We start from the raw sequence: 18654 nt of genomic DNA on the forward strand, positions 1-18654 counted from the left end.
GTATGCAAATTAGGCGATACGAGGTATAATGGATATGTTGACTTTAACAATAGGGATTAGGGGGTATAAGGCGAAAATGCACGAAATGGATTTGATTGAATTCCTTATTAAAGAAGGACACACTGATATTGCAGAAAGTATTAAAGACTACCGAAAAAATACTATTAAAATGTGTGTGAAGGATGTGGAAAATGTAATTGCAAAAGGCACAAGTAAAATCGGCGGCTTTCCCGATCTTCCGCCCGAAATTCCATATCCCACAATGTCGGGCTATTCCTGCAAGCGCGGAGATGACACTGAGCGGTACGAAAAATCAGCAATGCAGCTTGTTGCTCAAATCAATCTTGCGGACATTGCCGACTTGGATATTGAAAACAGGCTTCCGCACACGGGTATTTTATATTTTTTCTGGAGCGGAGAAATCGACTCAATTCACCAGACCAACAAATGGGTTGAAAGCGTTGCTGACGACCCTGAAAATTCGGCTTATCACAAGGTGATCTGGTACAATGGCGACCTGTCAAATTTAAAGAGAACTGAGCCGCCTGTTCCATATTATTCAAAGTATTTTACAGAAACTTTTGAGGAAAAGGCTGTCGAGTTTGGACTCACCACAGATTATCAGCCACTGGGAGATGTGCTTGACTGTGACCTATTTGACCGTCTTGAAGAAGTTGCTCCAGATTATGATATCGAATATCTTTCGTATGACGGAAACAAATTATTCGGTTATCCTACGGGGGGTAATATTCCGGATGTAAACGCAAAAACTCATCTGCTGTTTCAATATGGTTACAACATTGGTTGTCTATGGAATATCTTTTGGATCATTTCAGATGAAGATTTAAAGAACCGCAATTTCGACAAAGCGGTCTTTAGTTTCGATTTGGACTAATAACTATAATTCTAAGTAGGAGCAGAACACTCCTGCTCCTACTTGGTATAAATTCAGTGCTTTATACAGAATTCGCAGCCACCTTTTTGTCCGATGCAGCTCTTGCAATCGGAGCCCACTGCATACACATCTTCACCCGCGATCAGATATGTTCCTACAAGACTCATCTTCGGTGACATGTGTTCTCCGTTCCATGACACGCCTGCCTGCGATGAATCCATAAGCCCCAGCAGCTCAGGTACTGCCTCCATGCCCATTCCATAGTATCCTGGACCGAACGACGGACTGCAATACTTCTTCTCATATACACTGTTCTTTCTCTCAAGATATCCTTGCAGCCACCCTCTTATGACATCCATGCATGCCATCTGAAATGCCTCCATGTAATACTGGTCAAGCACAGAACCAGTGTTTTCCAGATCTACAACCGGTGCATGAAATGCATAAATGTAACCTTTATCAATAAGACTGATGTCAAGCTGTGTCAATATTCCGCACTCTATCTTTTTCCCACAAAAAGTAAAATAGCCGGGGCAAATGCACTCAGGAGCAAATTCCTGTAAAAGAACATCCACCGCACAAGATCCAGACATATCTTTCATAACCTCATCCAATATTCTGTCAATATTGATCTGATGCTCATACTTCATATCTGCATCTATTTCATTTATATGGGTAATCTGTATCAATCGTTCTTTCACCTGAGTCTTGAGCTTTCGAAGATCTATATGCAAAAGCTCATCTTCCCTCTGAAGGCGTCCAATAACCATATCATACATCTCTGGCTGATGTACTAAAAGACAATTACTGCAATCTTTTATCCGCTGCCCTTTCCGGCTGATCACATACTCAGGATTACCTAGGCACCGTTCCTCGCGATAAAGTGGGCAGTAGCAGAACATGCAATTAAAGTTCTCTACTTTCTCCACTTTATGACACGGGAAAAACTCACATTGTGTATTCTGAAAAAATTTATAACTATTTTCCATAATATATTATGCCGTTTTATTTTTCTGTTTTTTCATTTTTTTCTTAACTATCTCTACACCTGCATAAATCAGGAATCCAGCAAGTGACATGATCAGCCCCAGCCTCAAACCTGGCGTATGATAAACCATTTGTACTGTATGCTTACCCTTATCAAGTTTTATTCCCATAAAAGTATCTGCAAGCTCATCAATTTTAACCTCTTTACCATCCACAACAGCAGACCATGCATCTTCATAAGGTATTGAAAGCAGTATTTCTGTATCATCGTCAACATCTACTTCACCAGTAATTCTATTTTTAGAAATTTTTAAATCTGTTTTATATCCAGTGTTAAGAATATTGATCGCTTTTTCAAACACATCTGTATTCAGCTGCGATACATACAATGTATGCTTCTTGTCCCTATTGGTTTTTCTCTTTATAACTAAATCTATTTGATCTCCAGCCTTATATTCACCAATGTACATGCTGTTGATTTCAAACCTGTGACATGCATTCTGAATCAACTCGCCATTTACATATACCTCACAATTGTTATCATATAAGCTACTATGTGTTTTGCTTCCATCAACAAACACGTATACCGGTCCATCTTTTTTTACATCCAATTTCCATTCTTCATTACCATTCTTGTCAGTATGTATATATTCTGAATCAACATTCTCATATACATCTACTTCTTCACCAAGCATAGCGGATAACAGGTTCTGCTGATTTTCAAATGGGTCATTGCCAAATGAAACCTTCTTTATATCGTCATTCACCGGATAGCCGAGGGGCAAAGCGTATTTATTTTTATATACCTGTGCATACTGAGTCTTCAGATCCGTTTTCTCGTATCCTGATGCCGGACTCTTTAATTGGACATATTTTATTGACAGCAAAGAATCTGTCAGCAGCATAGGACTATTCCAATATGTCTCACGTAAAAAAAGCTTCTCCCCAGGGATATCAGAATATCCCATATAAGCTAGAAATCTGTCAACATTAAAATCATAAGCTGAACTATAATGCTCTATGCTATTATAACCATACAGCAGTGACTCCCCCGTCGCTATATCTCTTCCAATAGTCTTTAGATAATTATAATCATTTTCATATCTGAAAAAGCTTCCCTTCTCAGTATCATTAAGACTATCGACTATATTCTCGGCAGCAACTGTGTAATCAGAAAAACTCCTTGCATCATTATTGTATTCAGAAAAAGCAATGTACACATTATAACCGGCTTCTATCGCAGTCAGGCATGCCACTCCAAAGCATACTACCTTGGAAACATTTTTTCTATTGTTACCACATAACAGCACTATTATCCCTATACCAAAAATTGCCATATAAATAATGACTATATTACGCGGTGAATTTATTTTCTTTATATAATATAAAAATGCCAAACCTACTGCAACAACCCCCATTGCAGAAGCTACTTCTTTTTTTGATACCTGGTCTTTTTCCCATAATTGAACCTCTCTTGCAGCGATCATTATCATTACAAAAGAGAGTACAAAACTAAATCTGAAGAAGTATGAAGTGCTTCTAACAAAGGCTGTCCACACAAGTTCTAAATCTCTAAGACAATAACAGCTGCACAACAAAGCAAGCAGACATGCCATACAGATTTTTTCTTTTTTCTTCACAGCAGAATTAAAGAAAAATGCAACAACAGCAATAAGAACGATGGTTCCCGTAAAAATAGGGGGTGCATCCTGCGCATTCACTTTCGCACCAACATCAAATCCACTAAGGAACTGTGTTATATCCATATTAACTATACGGCTCAATCCAACGGTATTATTTGTTGCAATTCCTCCAACAAGCGCCATACACGCAGGAAGAAGTATACACAGACTCGCCAACACTCCACATAACATTGTTACTATATATCTAAATATACTTTTCCATTCTGTTTTCAACGCTTTTTTTATACTAAAGTCATTTGCATTAAGATATTCAACAATAAATAGTATTCCTGACATCAGACATACCATATAGCCAGTGTACCAATTACAGAAAATTGCAACGAATACAGAAGTAAATAGCAGTCCCGTTTTCTTCTTATCAACGCACTTCCATACTCCTAGTGCTATCAATGGCAAAATAATAACTCCATCAAGCCACATAACGTTTCTACAATTATACACATTATATTCCATAAGTGCATATAACGATGATAATACAAGGCCTGGTATCACCGATATTTTGAACCTTTTATCAACATATATGTATCCTGTTATTCCACACAAACCAATTCTGAGCAAAATCATAAATGCCATAAACTGTGGTATCTGCGCCTTTGAAAAAAACACAATAAACAAATTTAATGGACTAGACAAATAATAAGCTACTATCCCTATCATCCTGCCGCCAAGTGCTTTTCCTGTAGAATATTCTATACCTGCATTTCCATGAAACACATCCCATAAATATCCATAATAGTCCTTATACTGTAGCAATGAATCCCAGATCATCGTAGACTTGTTACCAAATGGTACCACTCCGCACACAGCCATAACAATCAACGTTATAATAACCGGTAAGAAAAATGCCAATGCAATGATGATCATTTTTTGTCTTAGAGTTTTTTGCTTACTCATCAATCTCCTCCTGTAATCCACATCTTTATTATCAACTATCTATAGCTTGACAATATCTAAAAAGCAATTAATTATCTGATTGCCCTGTTTTTCGCAGCACCCATAAACATGATAACCGGAACCACTATTCCAACGATCATCATAATCACTGCTATCAGTTTGCTGTCACCGGACACCAGTGTCACTATACCGCTTATTATCGCAAGTATCACCAGAAATGCTGCCCATACAACTATGGCAGACGCCTTTGCAACCTTGTTGCTTCCGGCTATTCCAAATATACCGCCTATGATGGCCGCAAGCGATGCTATTCCGGCCACAACGCCACATACGACAGCCTTTGTCGATGGCTCATCTGCAAGCACAAGCTTTGCAATGTCATAATATCCGGCATTTACAAGCCCCCATATGAGCATGATGAGCGACGATGCCGTCACCATTCCCTTTCCAGGTAATTTTTCCATAGATTATTTCTCCTTTTTCATTCTCATATCACTGTCTGCTCCACACATAACAGAAGGCCTGTGTTCTGGCTGCAAACTTCTCAGTCTTGAGCAGTTCTCTTACCTCTGCCTTTGTGTACCATCCCGGAGTGATCTCCTCCAGAGTTGAAGTACTCGGCTTGAACTCGCCTCTCGCCTTGCCTACAACACACATATTTGTCTCATTTGAAAATCCTACAGCACTGTAGCTTGTCCCTATTGTGTCACTGATCTCGTACAGCTCAAGTCCCGTTTCCTCCATAAGCTCACGTCTGGCACTGACCTCAGGAGTCTCCCCCGGATCTATGAGTCCGGCAGGGAAATTATATACCCATTCACCCGGAGCAAGTCTGAACTCCTTATCTATAAGGATTCTCTCATCTGCCTCGTCTGTGGCGATGATGACCACCGCATCTGCTGCCTTGCCATGAAGTCCCTCGAAATCGGTGATTTCTCCATTCCTGCTTATCATCTCATAGTTCTTAACTATTCCGTCTACAGTCTCGTACTGAACATCGTATCGTGTGATGAACTTTCCCTGTTCTTTCTTTTCAATTCCTACAAATTTCAAAACACTTTCTCCTCTACTTGCAAAGCTCTGCCACAACCTGATTGATGACCTTGCCGTCTGCCTTGCCCTTGAGTTCAGCCATAACAGCCTTCATGATCTGGCCTTTATTCTTTGTTGCTATCACATCTGCAAATTTTGTTGTGAGGATATCTCTCACCTCATCCTCTGACAGAAGTTTTGGCGCATACTCGTTGAACACATCATATCTTGCCTTGTACTGCTCCAGAAGATCTGTTCTGTCTGCAGGGCAGGTATCGATCTGCTCTTTTACAGACTTGATCTCCTTGAGGATAACACTGTCAACTATATCCTCAGGAATGTTGTCTCTGCAGCCGTTATCGATTCCGACCTTCTTAACTGCTGATACGAGGGATGAGATGCTGTCCTTTCTCTCCTTATCCCTTGCCTTCATTGCTGCTATCATATCCTTCTGTAACTTCTCAAGTGTCATTTTTATTTCCTTCTTTCTTTATTTTTATCACTTTTTTATTTTATACCATATTGAACGCTGCTTTTGCAAAACAACATTCTCTGCCTGAAGCTGTTCCAATTTCTTCTGAATATCTGCTTTTTCTGCCTGAAGTTCTCCAAGTTTTGCCTGAAGATCAGATTTCTCCTTCTCAAGTTCTTTTATCCGGATACCCCTGTCAGCCTTTTCCTTATATGTCTGCTGTAGTTTTGCATTTATCTCCGACTTTTCCTTGTATGTTCTTTGAAGCTTGGCATTTATCTCTGACTTTTCCCTGTAGGCACGCTCATTTTCTTCAATACGTTTCTTTAATTGTCTGGAATTTCTACCAATCTCATCCCTCAATTCTCTGCGTTCTTTTTCATGACATTCACATACCCTGATCAGTGCATCCTCTACCGGCTCTCCATCATATTCAAGAATCTTCTTCGCAAGTGCATTATCTCCATATTCAGGTTTAAGCCATTCCTCTATCTTCTGTAACTGAACGTCATTCTGGTCGGCGTCCACATTCTTATGGTAAAGGCCTATTTCCTGTGAGCCCGGTAAGTACCGAAGATCCTCACATGGCATAGCCGCCACAACCGGAACTCCTGACATGATCTCTATTAGCTTAAGCCAGATGTCATCCGCCCACAGGCACATCTCCACCATCTTGTCTTTGTCGAACCACTTATCATCATAAATTCCTGGTGGATATAAAGTTCCTGCGCCCCCGGTTGCAAATAACTGCATCTTTGGTCTGTACAGACAGGCAACCGTCTCCTTCATCCAATACCTGTACGGAATAAGCTGCCCTTTATCCGAAATGACCATCCAGTGTGTCCTCACAGCGGATACCGCCTCTGGATACTGTAAATATGACATATACAGATTCTCAAGCATGTATGGAGGATATTGCAGATCGTCATCTATCGTCACGACCACGTCGTCCGTGAACTCCTGCAGCGCATAGAAATACTTCTTGTGCGGCTTCAGATCATCACACCATCTGACCTCCAGCTTATCCTCAAACTGCAGCTTTCTGAGATCATCCGGGAGATCGTCATCCTTATTCGGGAACTGCTCCTCCGCCAGCCACAGAACAATCTTATCTGCCTTTCTGGTCTGTGAATATATCGACTCAAGCATCTGTGCTATGCCCGCAATTCTGGCGGGATAGGATGTGAGCGACACTATTATCCTTCTCGTCTTGAGCTTTTTCAGCTCCGATGAATCATGTTTCTTTATGATGGAATATTTGCGGAATAACTTGTCATCATTGAGTCCCTTCTCTGTCAATCCGTCAAATATCTCACTGTTAAATACGCTGTGCGCTTTCTCGTAAAACTCTATTCTCTCTGCAGAATCCAGTTCTCTGCAATACTTCTCATAATTGTCCACATACTGACGTATGGCAAAGTACATAACAGCATTCCACAGATCAGTCCTGTCTGCCATGCCCTTCACATGCTCCGTCACACAGTCAACGGTCTTCGGAACATCCGGCAGCTTCTCAGCCTCACTCTCAGGAACAACATTCCTTGAAAATGTCAGATTGCTTATATATGCTATCTTCTCCGCCGCTACAGCTCCAATTGCCGAATATATCGCTTCGCTGTCACAACCGGCAATGCCCAGTCCTGCATCTATTATGAACTGCTTTCTGTAGAGTTTATTGCCAACTAATGGTCGTACCACATTCATGATCCTGCCACGGCAGTCCTTCCAGTTAAACACCTGCTTTCCGCCGTGAACCCACTCAAAATGTACACCTCTTCCGAAGGTCTTCCCACCGTCACTGTCTATAAGCTCGCAGTTCGAAATCACCATGTCCGCCCCGCTCTGCTCTGCGGCGTCATGCAGCTTCTCCAGCATGTTCTCCGGATAAACCTCCGAGCCATCCACGAACAGTATATATTCTCCATGCGCGCGCTCAATCCCCGCGAATCTGTCCGCTTCTATTATCTCGTACTCCTTAAATGTCTGGCCAGCCAGCTTTGTCCGGCATGTCTCCACACCGCTTCCGGCTGTAAAAATCACTGATATAACCGGTTTCATAACCCGATACTCCTTTCATTGAACACCATCCTATTGCTGTCCCTCATGATGTCCCGACTCTAGGTCTGTCAATAAATTTTATATCTTAAGTATTTCCGATAGATTCTTCTGTATTCCTGCCGCAACCTCAGGCTTATTCATGGAATACACATGTATATGCTTCACTCCATTTGCCATGAGATCTATGATCTGGTCTGTGGCATATGCAATTCCCGCCTGCCTCATCGCAGCCTCAGTATCGCCAAATGCATCGACTATGCTCTTGAATCTCTCCGGCACGTTACAACCTGAGAGCTTGACAGCATTCTTGACCTGTACTCTTCTTGTTATAGGCATAATGCCCGGTATGATCGGCACTGATATTCCCGCCTCTCTGATTCTGTACATGAAATTAAAGAATATGTTGTTGTCGAAGAACATCTGGGTCGTGAGATAATCACATCCAGCATCGACCTTTTTCTTAAGCCCAATTATGTCTTCGTGCTTATTTGCCGAGTCTGGGTGTACCTCAGGGTAACATGCTCCGCCCACGCAGAAATCTCCTGTCTCCTTGATGAGCTCCACCAGCTCTGATGCATGTGAGAACTCTGCAAATACCTGTCCATCATAGTTCTTCGGTATATCGCCGCGGAGAGCAAGTATATTCTCTATACCGGCATTCTTCATGTCAGCAAGCGCAGTCTTGATGCCCTCTTTGCTGGCACACACGCATGTCAGATGTGCTATGGTCGGCACGTCGTACTTCTCCTGGATCTCCTGGGCAAGCTGGATCGTATGCCCCTTGGTGCTTCCCCCGGCACCATATGTAACGCTCATGTAATCCGGCTTAAATGCCGCTATACCAAGCGCCGCTGCCTCAACATCCGCAAAGTCTGTATCCTTCTTTGGCGGGAACACCTCAAATGAGAGTGTCGCCTTGTCCTGTGTTATCAAATCTCTTATCTTCATGTACTACCTCTGTATATTTGACTATTACTGTTTATTTCAATCTGGACTCATTTATATCCGGACTCATTTGTATCCGGTCCCGATAAATAATTTTGTTTTTTTGCTTACAACTCTTCAAGCAGCGCCGGAATATCCATAAGTTTTTTCACCTCATAGTCCGGATGTATATCCGCCGCCTGCTGACCATCAGGGTTGAACCATATCGTCCTTATCCCAGCATTTATTCCGCCCTGAATATCTGATGTCAGACTGTCTCCTATGATCACAGTCTCATCTGCCTTTATCTCTGGTCTCCTACCAAAGCAATAGTCAAAGAATTCTCTGGACGGTTTCTCCGCTCCGGCATCCTCAGATATGAATATATCCTCAAAATATTTTACTATACCGCAGTCTGCCATTCTTCCAGTCTGTACGTATGCTCCGCTATTTGACACAATGTACAGCTTGTATCGTCCATACAAAGTATCAAGCAGCTTTATCGTATCAGGGAATACAAATCCCTTCTGGCTGAGCTGATCCTCATAGTAGGCTGTCGCCTCTGCAGCAGAGTAGTCAACTCCCAGCTCTGCAAAAAGTATCTCGTATCTGCTCTCCTTAACCTGCTGCCTTGTGAGCAGCCCCTGTTCAAGCAGCTTCCATCTTGATTTGTTGATCTCGCTGTATCTGGATATGACCTTTTCTGTAGGCTCCACCCCTATATGCCTGAGCATATTTGAGAGCGCTCTGCTCTCGCTGCGCTTGAAGTCCAGCAGTGTCTCATCCAGATCAAACAATATGTTCTGTACCATATAAATTCCTTATATCTTTCTTTTCAAATTCATATGCTGACTTATCAGTGTCTGTCGTTATGATTCTGCATTTTATACATTACTCTTATGCGCAGCTGCCGGATTTTTACAGTGCGCACATTCTTAAATATTATATTCCACTCACCAGATAATAGCAATAGAGCCGGTTACAAATCTTCTGCTGTGACCGCCCTCTCTTCGGCAATCCCGCACGATCCGCAACCGGCTCTGTTCCGTCTATTTTATTAAGTTTATTTGTATTTCAATTTACTTCATGCTCTTGCTGAGTCCGCTCATTGCGATCTCTGACAACTGTTTTCTGTAGAGAAGTGAACTGATTAAATACTCTATAACACCACCCAAAAGGATGGCCGCATATCCAAGAACAGCAAACTTTACAAGCCCAAGACTTATAACATCTGATATATGACTGATTGTTGACATGCAGGTCATTATCACCAGCATAAACACAATAAAGCTTGCCACAAAATATTTGTAACATACACCGCAGAATATCATAGCTCCGAACAATATAAATATGATCATAAACAATGTATCCAGATAGTTTTCTGTATTCTCCGGATACATTCTGATAAGTATATATTTCTCCACAACAAGTATTGTGAAAAGTACAAGATACACAACTGTGCTGACGATCACTGGCATTCCCACCTCCAGTTTTCTCTTCATCACGCTTGACTGCACATAGTCCGATGCATTCATGTATATTATCATCTGATAGGCAAACATTCCAGTCAGCATAAAATAGAAACCGCCCAGAATATTCGTTCCGTGTGATGATATTTCAATCAATAAACCTATTGCAGTGAATAACCCCAACATCATCACATTTGTCTTTAACTTATATCCATATCTAAGAAGTTTAAAACCAAGTATCAAATCTTTCATCCCTTAATCCTCCTTGTCTAATATATATCATTTCTCCCGCCGGCAGGCGGGGCGGATAGTCTAAGCCGTTTCCGGCCTTGAACAACAATCTGTTAATCCATATCCAGATAAGACGCCTCAACCTTGCAGTACATATGTCTGCGCGTCACATATATTCCAACCGGCAGCAATACCGCCAGTGCTGTAACTATGAGCCATGTAAACTTCTGCAATTCCGAAGATATCGTTATATATATAACCGCAGCTCCCGATGCTCCTGATGACAGCATGGACAGCAGACTCATGACCTGAACATTCTGGACATATCTAGTAATGTTCAGCGCCCACACGGAAATATCTGCTGTGAGCAGTATCGACAGGCAAAGCAGTCTTACCGGGTTACCCACCATAATTTCATATGGTACGGCCACTATCACCATGCATATCGCGATCCTCGCCGGTCGGGCAAGCAGATCCGCCGTAAGCGCATTCCGTAACATGGCTTTCCCCTTTGTTGACGTCTTCAGATAATCCATTCCAAGGCAGCCCTTCACACATATTGCACCGAATCCCCAATAATCAGCCATAACCTCGATCGCAGTCATGAGCGCCGCTCCCACACCGAGCATGACCGCTGTTACATAATATTTTCTCACTCCTATATCGATCAATGCCAGTATCACCCCCAGTATGATCGGTATCAACACATTACACACTAGCCGGTATTTTCCATTCGTGATGGCTCTGTAATCCTTTATCATCATCATAATTACGCTCCTATAAATACGTGAAACACTCTAAGCTGTTTTTACTTTAATACCATTTTTGTATTATTCTTCATGACCGCAACACTTATCTGAAACAGCGATGGTATCTCCTTGCTCACATTCATTCCGGCAAGCTTGTCCAGATTCTCTGCAAGACAGATTCCCTCAAAACCATATGGATTCTTAGTCATGGTATAAAGGATGTTTGATGCCACCTCCGCATCCTGGGCATCTCCCTTTATCAGTATGTATTTCTCCTTCAGATCCTCCACAAATCCGCACTCGACCACATTTCCATGTTCCATGATGATCGCATAATCAGTGATGCTCTCCATATCGGATATATTGTGTGTTGAGAACAATACACTCTTCTCCCCCGCTCCGTCGCTTATATAATCGCCGATCATCTGACACAGCTTATCTCGCATAAGAGGATCAAGAGGCGATGCCGGCTCATCGAGCAGCAGCAGGTCAGTATCCCTCGCCATAACCCCGGCAAGCATCAGCTTAGTTCTGGTTCCATCAGAGAGTGCTGAACACTTTTTCTTCAGCGCAACACCGTTCGGAGAATCAGGAAATATCGCAAGTTCACGGCAATATCTTTCAAACTCGTCCCTGTCAAAATTGTCAAAGAGCAGACTGCTTATCTCCTCCACATCAGATACAGTCCACTGTGGAAGGTAATATCTGCCTGTTCCCGTATAGCCTATCCTGTTCTTTACATCCGCCCTTCTCTCCTTCTCCTCCGATGAATACTTGTCAAAGAAAGTCAGCTCACCTTTGTAATCAAGCCTTATTCCTGAAAGCATATTGAGAAGTGTCGTCTTTCCCGCTCCATTTTCTCCGATGAGTGCTGTCGCAAATCCCTTTGGCACCCTCAAATCAGGTATATCCAGTGTAAATGTCTTAAACTTTTTGGAAATATTCTCCCCTTTTACAGCGCAGTCATAATTCATCATCCAATCCTCCATTAAACCTTAAACTCTCTTCACGTCTTTCTTTTTCCCTATTCTCTGTCCACTTTGTTCTCTGCCTGTCAAATCGTCAGTCCTCCACCATCAGCAGAGCATCAAGCATGTTCTTGAGCTCATCGTCCGACAACCCCGCAATACGTGCCGCAGCTATGGCCTCCGTCAAAGATGCCTCTACCTTTCGAAGATGCTGCTCTATCAGCATCTCACTGTCCTGTGCATTCACATAAAAGCCCTTGCCCTGTTCAGCGGTGACCAGCCCCTCCTGCTCCAGCAGCTCATAAGCTTTCATGGTGGTGATAACACTTATCTTCAGATCCCGTGCCAGCCCCCTGATAGACGGCAGATATTCGCCCTGGGCATATTTGCCCGCCAGAATGTCCGACTTGAAGCTGTCTGCTATCTGCTGATATATAGGCACTCCTGAGTTCTGAGAAAGCCTCATATACATACCTCCCTCAACTGTTTATATGTTATATATACACTATGTACAGGTGCATGTCAACTGTTATTTTGTTTTGCGACATAGAACTATAAATTTTCTTATTATCCCCACAAAAAAATCCCCCGCCACGATACTGAGCCTGTCAGCGTGACGAGGGGAATTCCTCATTAATACTATTCTATTATTCAAGCGGACATGTTATCTGAAACATCTCCTCACATACCTTGTGGACAAGTCTGGCGGTCTCCGTGTCTGCCAGCTTATAATACACCTCCTTGCCCTCTCTGCGGCTCACGATAAGACCGCTGCTCTTAAGCTGTTTCAGGTGATGTGACACAGCCGGATCACTCATCTCCATGGCGGCGGCTATGTTGCTCACACATTCCTCCAGATGGCATAGCATCCAAAGTATCCTGAGTCTGCTGCCGTCGCTGAGCTGCTTGAATATATCTGCCATACCACTGCAGTCATCAGCAGACGGCATGCAATTTATGACCTTGTTCTCATTGTCGCAGTGACAATGCGGCAAATGTATCTCTCCCATGCGGTCTCCTCCTATTCTTTGAAGCTCAGTGCTCTTGTCGCATTTAATACCGCAAGGATCATAACTCCAACATCAGCAAATATCGCCCACCACATGTTGACAAAACCAACAGCTCCAAGTGCAAGACACGCAAACTTGATCACAAGTGCAAACACGATATTCTGATGAACTATCCTGAGTGTCTTCTTGGATATCTTCATGGCTGTGGCTATCTTTGCCGGGTCATCGTCCATGAGGACTATATCAGCAGCCTCTATAGCTGCATCCGAGCCGAGTGCTCCCATGGCGATTCCTATATCTGCTCTCGAAAGTACAGGGGCGTCATTGATTCCATCTCCGACAAATGCAAGCTTCTCCTTCTCTCCCTTGGCTGCGATGAGCTTCTCGACCTCATCCACCTTGTCTCCAGGGAGAAGTTCACTTCTCACCTCATCCACGCCAAGCTCGCTTCCGACTGCATCTGCAACCTTCTTCGCATCACCTGTGAGCATGACTACCTTCTCCACGCCTGCTGCCTTGAGACCACTTATAGCCTCCTTTGCATTTGGCTTGACAACATCTGATATGAGAATATATCCTGCATACTTTCCATCCACGGCAACATGTATCTCTGTTCCAACCGATGTAGGAACCGCTGCCTGTATGTTCATCTGCTTCATGAGCTTGACATTTCCTGCGGCAACCTCATGACCATCAACAACCGCTGACACACCGTGTCCGCTGATCTCCTTTGCGTCTGTGACCCTGTTGTTGTCGATTTCCTTGCCATATGCCTCCTTCAGGCTCTTGCTGATAGGATGGTTGGAATAGTTCTCGACCAGCGCTGCCTTTTCAAGAAGATCAGCTTCGCTCATTCCTCCCTCAGGATGTATCTCTGTAACCTGGAACACACCCTTTGTGAGTGTTCCTGTCTTATCGCACACGACATACTTTGTGTATGAGAGAGCCTCAAGATAGTTGGAACCCTTGACCAGAATACCCTTTGCCGAAGCTCCGCCGATTCCTCCAAAGAAGCTCAGTGGAATGGATATTACCAGTGCACATGGACAGCTTATAACAAGTGTTGTCAGTGCTCTGATGATCCACTTGGACCATGCTGCAGGATTACCCATGATAATGTTTACCAATGGCGGAAGCACTGCAAGTGCAAGTGCTGCTATACATACAGCCGGTGTATAATACTTTGCAAATCTTGTGATGAAGTTCTCTGATCTGGACTTCTTCATGCTTGAGTTCTCAACGAGATCAAGGATCTTAGATACGGTCGACTCTCCAAACTCCTTGGTTGTCTCGATCTTTATAAGTCCGTTGAGGTTGACGCATCCACTGATGATCTCATCACCCACATGAACCTCTCTAGGTACGCTCTCACCTGTGAGGGCACTGGTGTTGAGTGATGAAACTCCCTCAACAACCTTTCCATCGATAGGTACTTTCTCTCCAGGCTGTACAACTATGACTGTTCCGATCTGAACGTCATCAGGATCTACCTGCTCAAGCTTGCCATCCTTCTCTATGTTCGCATAATCAGGACGGATATCCATGAGTGCTGTGATATTCTTCCTGCTCTTGCCTACGGCGTAGCTCTGGAACAGCTCGCCTATCTGGTAGAACAGCATAACCGCTGATGCCTCCTTGTACTCACCGAGCACCATGGCACCTACAGTGGCAATCGCCATGAGGAAATTCTCGTCAAATACCTCTCCGTGTATGATTCCGAGAAATGCCTTCTTAAGTATATCGTAACCGATGATGAGATATGGGATCAGGTACGCCACGATCTCTATACATCTCCACATGATCGACGGATTTTCAAGATCTACAGTTCCGCTCTTTTCAAGAACTGTGAACATAACAGCCATGGCAACCAGAAGAACCGCCGATATTATAATTCTTCTAAGCACTTTTTTCTGTTTCTTTGTCATAACATCCTCCTATCTGATAGAGTACAGATCTTTGTCAGTTAGCCGTGACTAAACAACCTGCTATACCATAATCCGGTAATCAGCATGCACATGCATAACCGCCTTTGGTTACATAAAGATCTCGCAGTCAGGCTCAACCTTCTTACAAGCCTTAAGTACGTTCTTCATAACCTCAGCCTCGTCAGCTCCGTCGTCGAACTCAACGCTCATCTTCTGTGCCATGAATGCTACAGTTGCATCCTTAACACCTGCTACCTTCTTTGTAGCCTCCTCCATCTTTGCTGCACAGTTTGCACAATCAACTTCAATCTTATACTTCTTCATAATAGTTATCTCCTTTTCATTGTTCTCATTGAATCTATGAACATTTAAACATGTATTTAATTATATGTCAACACCAAATTGCAATTCTTTTTTAAATTTGTTTATATGAACATCTGTGCATTTAAAAAAACCTGTGTATATAACATATACACAGGTTTTTGTTCCAGATATATCTGATTCCACTTTCAGATCATGTTTCAGATCTTACTTCAGATCCTCCACAAGCTCATAGAGAGCGATCGCTGAGTTGAAGTTATCAGGTATGATCTCATCACTTGGGATGACAACTCCGTACTTATCTGCTATCTCTGAAATGATAGAGATGATATCGAGTGACTCCAGGATTCCGTCGTCAACGAGTGCCTCCTCATTTTCAAAATCAACATTTGGCTTGATCTTCTTGAGCATCTCAATAAATTCTTTCATTGTTCAATTCTCCTTTGTATGATCTTCTCTGCAAACCATCTATACGTTCTGCTCTGCAAGCTTTCTTACTTCCTTTCGCAGAACTGAACCCTTGAACGTCTTTGGTATACTTTCAACATAGATATACTTTCTTGGAAGCTTGTAGCTCTCAAGTCTGTCAGCAAGAAAGCTTTCAAAATCAGCTTCCTCATAGCCATCCTTCTGCACGACCAGTATGACCGGAAGCTCTCCGGTGATCGGGTCTTTGATTGAAGTGTAAGCCACATCATCTATATGCTCATATCCAAGTGCAAGGTCTTCTATCTCTGCAGGAGATATCTTGCTTCCACCATAGTTTATCACATCATCGGCCCTGCCTACAAGTATGCAGTCGCCATCCTCATCCAGATATGCCAGATCCTTTGTCCTAACATATCCATCCACAATGGTCTCAGCAGTGAGTTCGGGGTCATTGTAATAGCCTTCCATGACTATAGAACCGCCCCAGGACAGAAGTGCCGGTGACTCCGGGCTGCCATTTGTAACCACGTTACCCTCGTCGTCAGAGAATCTTACGACCGAGTTCACGGTAGGTCTTCCTATACATCCTGTCTTGTTGCCATTGCCACTGAACTCCAGTATGCATGCGCATCCGGCTTCAGATGAACCATAGAAATTATACAGTCTTGTATGCGGAAGCAATCTGAGCAGCTTCTCCTTGTCTGACTCGGCAAGAGGTGCTGAGCCTATCTGTATATAATCAAGCTGATCTGCATAATCCGCGATCCTGTCATCCGACAAATGGAATATCATTCCGAGTGATGCCGGTGATATCGCCATGGATGTCACTCCGTATTTCTCTATGAGCTTCCACAGCGTTCCGATAAATACCATTCCGTCCATCAGACATACTGTGCCGCCATTTACCATGTCTGACTGGTATCTTCTTATTCCAAATGAATGGTTGAGAGGCATTGGTATTATCTCCACATTGCCCTTCTTCATGGCTGTTCCCTCGATGACATTGCCGGCTATTCCCACATCACCTCTGTGGTGCATGACAACGCCCTTTGAAGATCCAGTAGTTCCCGTTGTGAAGAGCAGCATCGATCTGTCCTCCTCACCCGGAAGCTCAAGCTCTGCCTCGCTCTCATCCTTCATCCTGGTTATTATTTTCTTCTGGCTTATACACTTTATTCCATCCACAGGCTTGTCTGATATGAGACATGCTGCGTCAACTCTCTGGCCTATCTCAACTGCCCTCTCTGCGGATGTGGATTTCTCTATCGGCACGACAAGCACATGCATGTACTGCAGTGCAGTGAACACTGTCAGATAATCTATGTTCTGTGTGCATCTGATCATTACATGATCGCCCTTGCATATGCCCATATCCTGCAAAGCGTGTGCAGTCTTTCTTATATTGCTCCAATACTCTGCGTATGTGACTGTCTTTCTTAGCTCACACACCGCCAGAGTGTCCGGCTGCGTCTGGGCATACTCCTGAATATAATGTAATACCGTCTGCTTATACATTATTCGTTCTCCTTCTTGTACTTCTCCCATTCTGCCATGAGACTGCTTTCCTCATCTGCCCAGGCATCACAGGCATCAGTCCAGCTCTGCTTCTGCTCATCTGTAAGCTTACTCTGCAGGCCGTAATTGTCCTCTATATATTGTGCAAGATATGTGGTAACCTTCTTGGCACCCGCAATATTTACATGCTTGCTGTTGTAGAAATCTGTTGAATAATCCAGATTCAGTTCATCAAGAACATTGTTCATGTTCAGATAATCATATCCCTTTGAGGCTATGTACTCGTCAAGCTGAAGCTGCTTGGATGCCTGACCCTTTGATGGGTAGTAAGGTGTCGCAACCAGCAGAACCTTAACTCCGAGCTCCTCTGCCTTTGTCTCTATGTCATCGATATATCCGAGTGTCTCATCCGACAGATGAAGCTGTCCGTCAGACTCGAACACAGGCTCCTTGATCTTCGTGATCTTCGACCTCTGCCTACCTGTCTTGAACTCGTCCGTTCCCTGATTGAGTCTGTCTATAAGCACCTGTCTGTCAAATGTCAGCAGATTATCGTGATACTTCAGAATAGGGAACATGAGCTCGAACTTGGACTTCTCGTCCGCTCTGTAATACTTCTGTATCATCTCAAACTTCGTCGATGATGGTCTCATGCCCGATGTCATGACTTCCATACGATAATTGTAATGCTCATCCTTTATCTTTGTGACATCGCCTCGTATGATAATACTTCTGACCTCAACCACAAACAGATCCAGATCCTGGGTCTTGGCAGCCTCCTCCATGAGATACGGCGCAAGTCTTATATCCTGAGCCGCAGTACCTATGAGCATTGATGTGTACCCCTGCTCCTCATACGCCTGGGTCGGTATCCAGTATCTGTACATCGAGCTGGAGCCGATGAGCACCGTACTGATGGTGTTATCCTCCTCCGCATAGTAGTTTGTCCACACATCTGAGTCAAAATCCTGTGGTCTCGCCAGTTCTCCCGCCTTGTTCAAGCCAAGGAAAAGCACTGTACATATCGAAAATACTGATATTGTATATTTTATCCACGCTGGCATATCTTTCT

19 protein-coding genes are annotated in these 18654 nt (G+C 43.4%); 1 reads left to right on the forward strand and 18 read right to left on the reverse strand.

The genetic code is table 11. The annotated features are described in order from the left end of the window. The first annotated feature begins 76 nt into the window (after positions 1-76). Positions 77-895: a DUF1963 domain-containing protein gene (locus DWX57_RS12830; protein WP_243106237.1), complete on the forward strand. Its 819-nt coding sequence runs from the start codon at positions 77-79 to the stop codon at positions 893-895. Positions 896-948: 53 nt separating this feature from the next. Here DWX57_RS12830 and DWX57_RS12835 read toward each other — a convergent pair whose 3' ends face one another. From DWX57_RS12835 to DWX57_RS12920, 18 genes are all read right to left on the reverse strand, one after another. Continuing rightward, entirely contained in the window at positions 949-1884 is a 936-nt protein-coding gene (locus tag DWX57_RS12835; protein ID WP_117874593.1) for a cysteine-rich small domain-containing protein, read from the reverse strand. Positions 1885-1890: 6 nt separating this feature from the next. Beyond that, complete coding sequence (locus tag DWX57_RS12840; protein ID WP_117874592.1) at positions 1891-4479, reverse strand: YfhO family protein; 2589 nt, start codon at positions 4477-4479, stop codon at positions 1891-1893. Between the two features lie 71 nt (positions 4480-4550). Then, on the reverse strand, positions 4551-4943 hold the full coding sequence (locus DWX57_RS12845; protein ID WP_117874591.1) for a hypothetical protein: 393 nt from the start codon (positions 4941-4943) through the stop codon (positions 4551-4553). A 28-nt stretch (positions 4944-4971) separates the two neighbouring features. After that, entirely contained in the window at positions 4972-5532 is a 561-nt protein-coding gene (locus DWX57_RS12850) for an NUDIX hydrolase (RefSeq protein WP_055146459.1), read from the reverse strand. Between the two features lie 13 nt (positions 5533-5545). After that, on the reverse strand, positions 5546-5983 hold the full coding sequence (locus tag DWX57_RS12855; RefSeq protein ID WP_015533834.1) for a GatB/YqeY domain-containing protein: 438 nt from the start codon (positions 5981-5983) through the stop codon (positions 5546-5548). A gap of 27 nt (positions 5984-6010) precedes the next feature. Continuing rightward, complete coding sequence (locus DWX57_RS12860; RefSeq protein ID WP_120124594.1) at positions 6011-8041, reverse strand: glycosyltransferase; 2031 nt, start codon at positions 8039-8041, stop codon at positions 6011-6013. 78 nt (positions 8042-8119) lie between these two features. Next, positions 8120-8989: a methylenetetrahydrofolate reductase [NAD(P)H] gene (metF, locus tag DWX57_RS12865; protein ID WP_015533832.1), complete on the reverse strand. Its 870-nt coding sequence runs from the start codon at positions 8987-8989 to the stop codon at positions 8120-8122. 104 nt (positions 8990-9093) lie between these two features. Further along, a complete protein-coding gene (locus tag DWX57_RS12870) occupies positions 9094-9777 on the reverse strand; it encodes a YjjG family noncanonical pyrimidine nucleotidase (RefSeq protein WP_117874589.1) in 684 nt (227 codons plus the stop codon). A gap of 267 nt (positions 9778-10044) precedes the next feature. Next, positions 10045-10686: a hypothetical protein gene (locus DWX57_RS12875; protein ID WP_117550651.1), complete on the reverse strand. Its 642-nt coding sequence runs from the start codon at positions 10684-10686 to the stop codon at positions 10045-10047. Between the two features lie 92 nt (positions 10687-10778). Further along, positions 10779-11432 (reverse strand): hypothetical protein, encoded by a 654-nt coding sequence (locus tag DWX57_RS12880; protein ID WP_117550653.1) that lies wholly within the window; start codon positions 11430-11432, stop codon positions 10779-10781. Positions 11433-11473: 41 nt separating this feature from the next. Further along, on the reverse strand, positions 11474-12391 hold the full coding sequence (locus DWX57_RS12885; protein ID WP_242992681.1) for an ATP-binding cassette domain-containing protein: 918 nt from the start codon (positions 12389-12391) through the stop codon (positions 11474-11476). A gap of 85 nt (positions 12392-12476) precedes the next feature. Continuing rightward, on the reverse strand, positions 12477-12848 hold the full coding sequence (locus DWX57_RS12890; RefSeq protein ID WP_117550657.1) for a GntR family transcriptional regulator: 372 nt from the start codon (positions 12846-12848) through the stop codon (positions 12477-12479). Positions 12849-13029: 181 nt separating this feature from the next. Beyond that, positions 13030-13392 carry an ArsR/SmtB family transcription factor gene (locus DWX57_RS12895; RefSeq protein WP_120124597.1) on the reverse strand — a complete coding sequence of 121 codons (363 nt, stop codon included), beginning with the start codon at positions 13390-13392 and terminating at the stop codon, positions 13030-13032. Positions 13393-13403: 11 nt separating this feature from the next. Then, positions 13404-15317, reverse strand: coding sequence for a heavy metal translocating P-type ATPase (locus DWX57_RS12900; RefSeq protein ID WP_120124599.1), 1914 nt, complete (start codon positions 15315-15317; stop codon positions 13404-13406). A 108-nt stretch (positions 15318-15425) separates the two neighbouring features. After that, entirely contained in the window at positions 15426-15644 is a 219-nt protein-coding gene (locus DWX57_RS12905; protein ID WP_055146474.1) for a cation transporter, read from the reverse strand. A gap of 201 nt (positions 15645-15845) precedes the next feature. Further along, a complete protein-coding gene (locus DWX57_RS12910) occupies positions 15846-16067 on the reverse strand; it encodes a phosphopantetheine attachment site (RefSeq protein WP_015533823.1) in 222 nt (73 codons plus the stop codon). A 39-nt stretch (positions 16068-16106) separates the two neighbouring features. Then, positions 16107-17582 carry a class I adenylate-forming enzyme family protein gene (locus DWX57_RS12915; protein WP_120124602.1) on the reverse strand — a complete coding sequence of 492 codons (1476 nt, stop codon included), beginning with the start codon at positions 17580-17582 and terminating at the stop codon, positions 16107-16109. After that, positions 17582-18646 carry a hypothetical protein gene (locus DWX57_RS12920; protein ID WP_120124605.1) on the reverse strand — a complete coding sequence of 355 codons (1065 nt, stop codon included), beginning with the start codon at positions 18644-18646 and terminating at the stop codon, positions 17582-17584. Before DWX57_RS12920 ends, DWX57_RS12915 begins: the two co-directional genes overlap by 1 nt. Between the last annotated feature and the right edge of the window lie 8 nt (positions 18647-18654).

Origin of the sequence: Coprococcus sp. AF19-8AC, assembly GCF_003603115.1 — a bacterium.
GTDB classification, from domain to species: Bacteria; Bacillota; Clostridia; order Lachnospirales; family Lachnospiraceae; genus Coprococcus; species Coprococcus aceti.

Excerpts from the sequence above, each read along its gene's own strand:
- DWX57_RS12830 (WP_243106237.1), top strand. The coding sequence starts at position 77 with ATGCACGAAATGGATTTGATTGAATTCCTTATTAAAGAAGGACACACT.
- DWX57_RS12835 (WP_117874593.1), bottom strand. The coding sequence starts at position 1,884 with ATGGAAAATAGTTATAAATTTTTTCAGAATACACAATGTGAGTTTTTC.
- DWX57_RS12840 (WP_117874592.1), bottom strand. The coding sequence starts at position 4,479 with ATGAGTAAGCAAAAAACTCTAAGACAAAAAATGATCATCATTGCATTG.
- DWX57_RS12845 (WP_117874591.1), bottom strand. The coding sequence starts at position 4,943 with ATGGAAAAATTACCTGGAAAGGGAATGGTGACGGCATCGTCGCTCATC.
- DWX57_RS12855 (WP_015533834.1), bottom strand. The coding sequence starts at position 5,983 with ATGACACTTGAGAAGTTACAGAAGGATATGATAGCAGCAATGAAGGCA.
- DWX57_RS12860 (WP_120124594.1), bottom strand. The coding sequence starts at position 8,041 with ATGAAACCGGTTATATCAGTGATTTTTACAGCCGGAAGCGGTGTGGAG.
- metF (WP_015533832.1), bottom strand. The coding sequence starts at position 8,989 with ATGAAGATAAGAGATTTGATAACACAGGACAAGGCGACACTCTCATTT.
- DWX57_RS12870 (WP_117874589.1), bottom strand. The coding sequence starts at position 9,777 with ATGGTACAGAACATATTGTTTGATCTGGATGAGACACTGCTGGACTTC.
- DWX57_RS12875 (WP_117550651.1), bottom strand. The coding sequence starts at position 10,686 with ATGAAAGATTTGATACTTGGTTTTAAACTTCTTAGATATGGATATAAG.
- DWX57_RS12880 (WP_117550653.1), bottom strand. The coding sequence starts at position 11,432 with ATGATGATGATAAAGGATTACAGAGCCATCACGAATGGAAAATACCGG.
- DWX57_RS12885 (WP_242992681.1), bottom strand. The coding sequence starts at position 12,391 with ATGATGAATTATGACTGCGCTGTAAAAGGGGAGAATATTTCCAAAAAG.
- DWX57_RS12890 (WP_117550657.1), bottom strand. The coding sequence starts at position 12,848 with ATGAGGCTTTCTCAGAACTCAGGAGTGCCTATATATCAGCAGATAGCA.
- DWX57_RS12895 (WP_120124597.1), bottom strand. The coding sequence starts at position 13,392 with ATGGGAGAGATACATTTGCCGCATTGTCACTGCGACAATGAGAACAAG.
- DWX57_RS12900 (WP_120124599.1), bottom strand. The coding sequence starts at position 15,317 with ATGACAAAGAAACAGAAAAAAGTGCTTAGAAGAATTATAATATCGGCG.
- DWX57_RS12910 (WP_015533823.1), bottom strand. The coding sequence starts at position 16,067 with ATGAAAGAATTTATTGAGATGCTCAAGAAGATCAAGCCAAATGTTGAT.
- DWX57_RS12915 (WP_120124602.1), bottom strand. The coding sequence starts at position 17,582 with ATGTATAAGCAGACGGTATTACATTATATTCAGGAGTATGCCCAGACG.
- DWX57_RS12920 (WP_120124605.1), bottom strand. The coding sequence starts at position 18,646 with ATGCCAGCGTGGATAAAATATACAATATCAGTATTTTCGATATGTACA.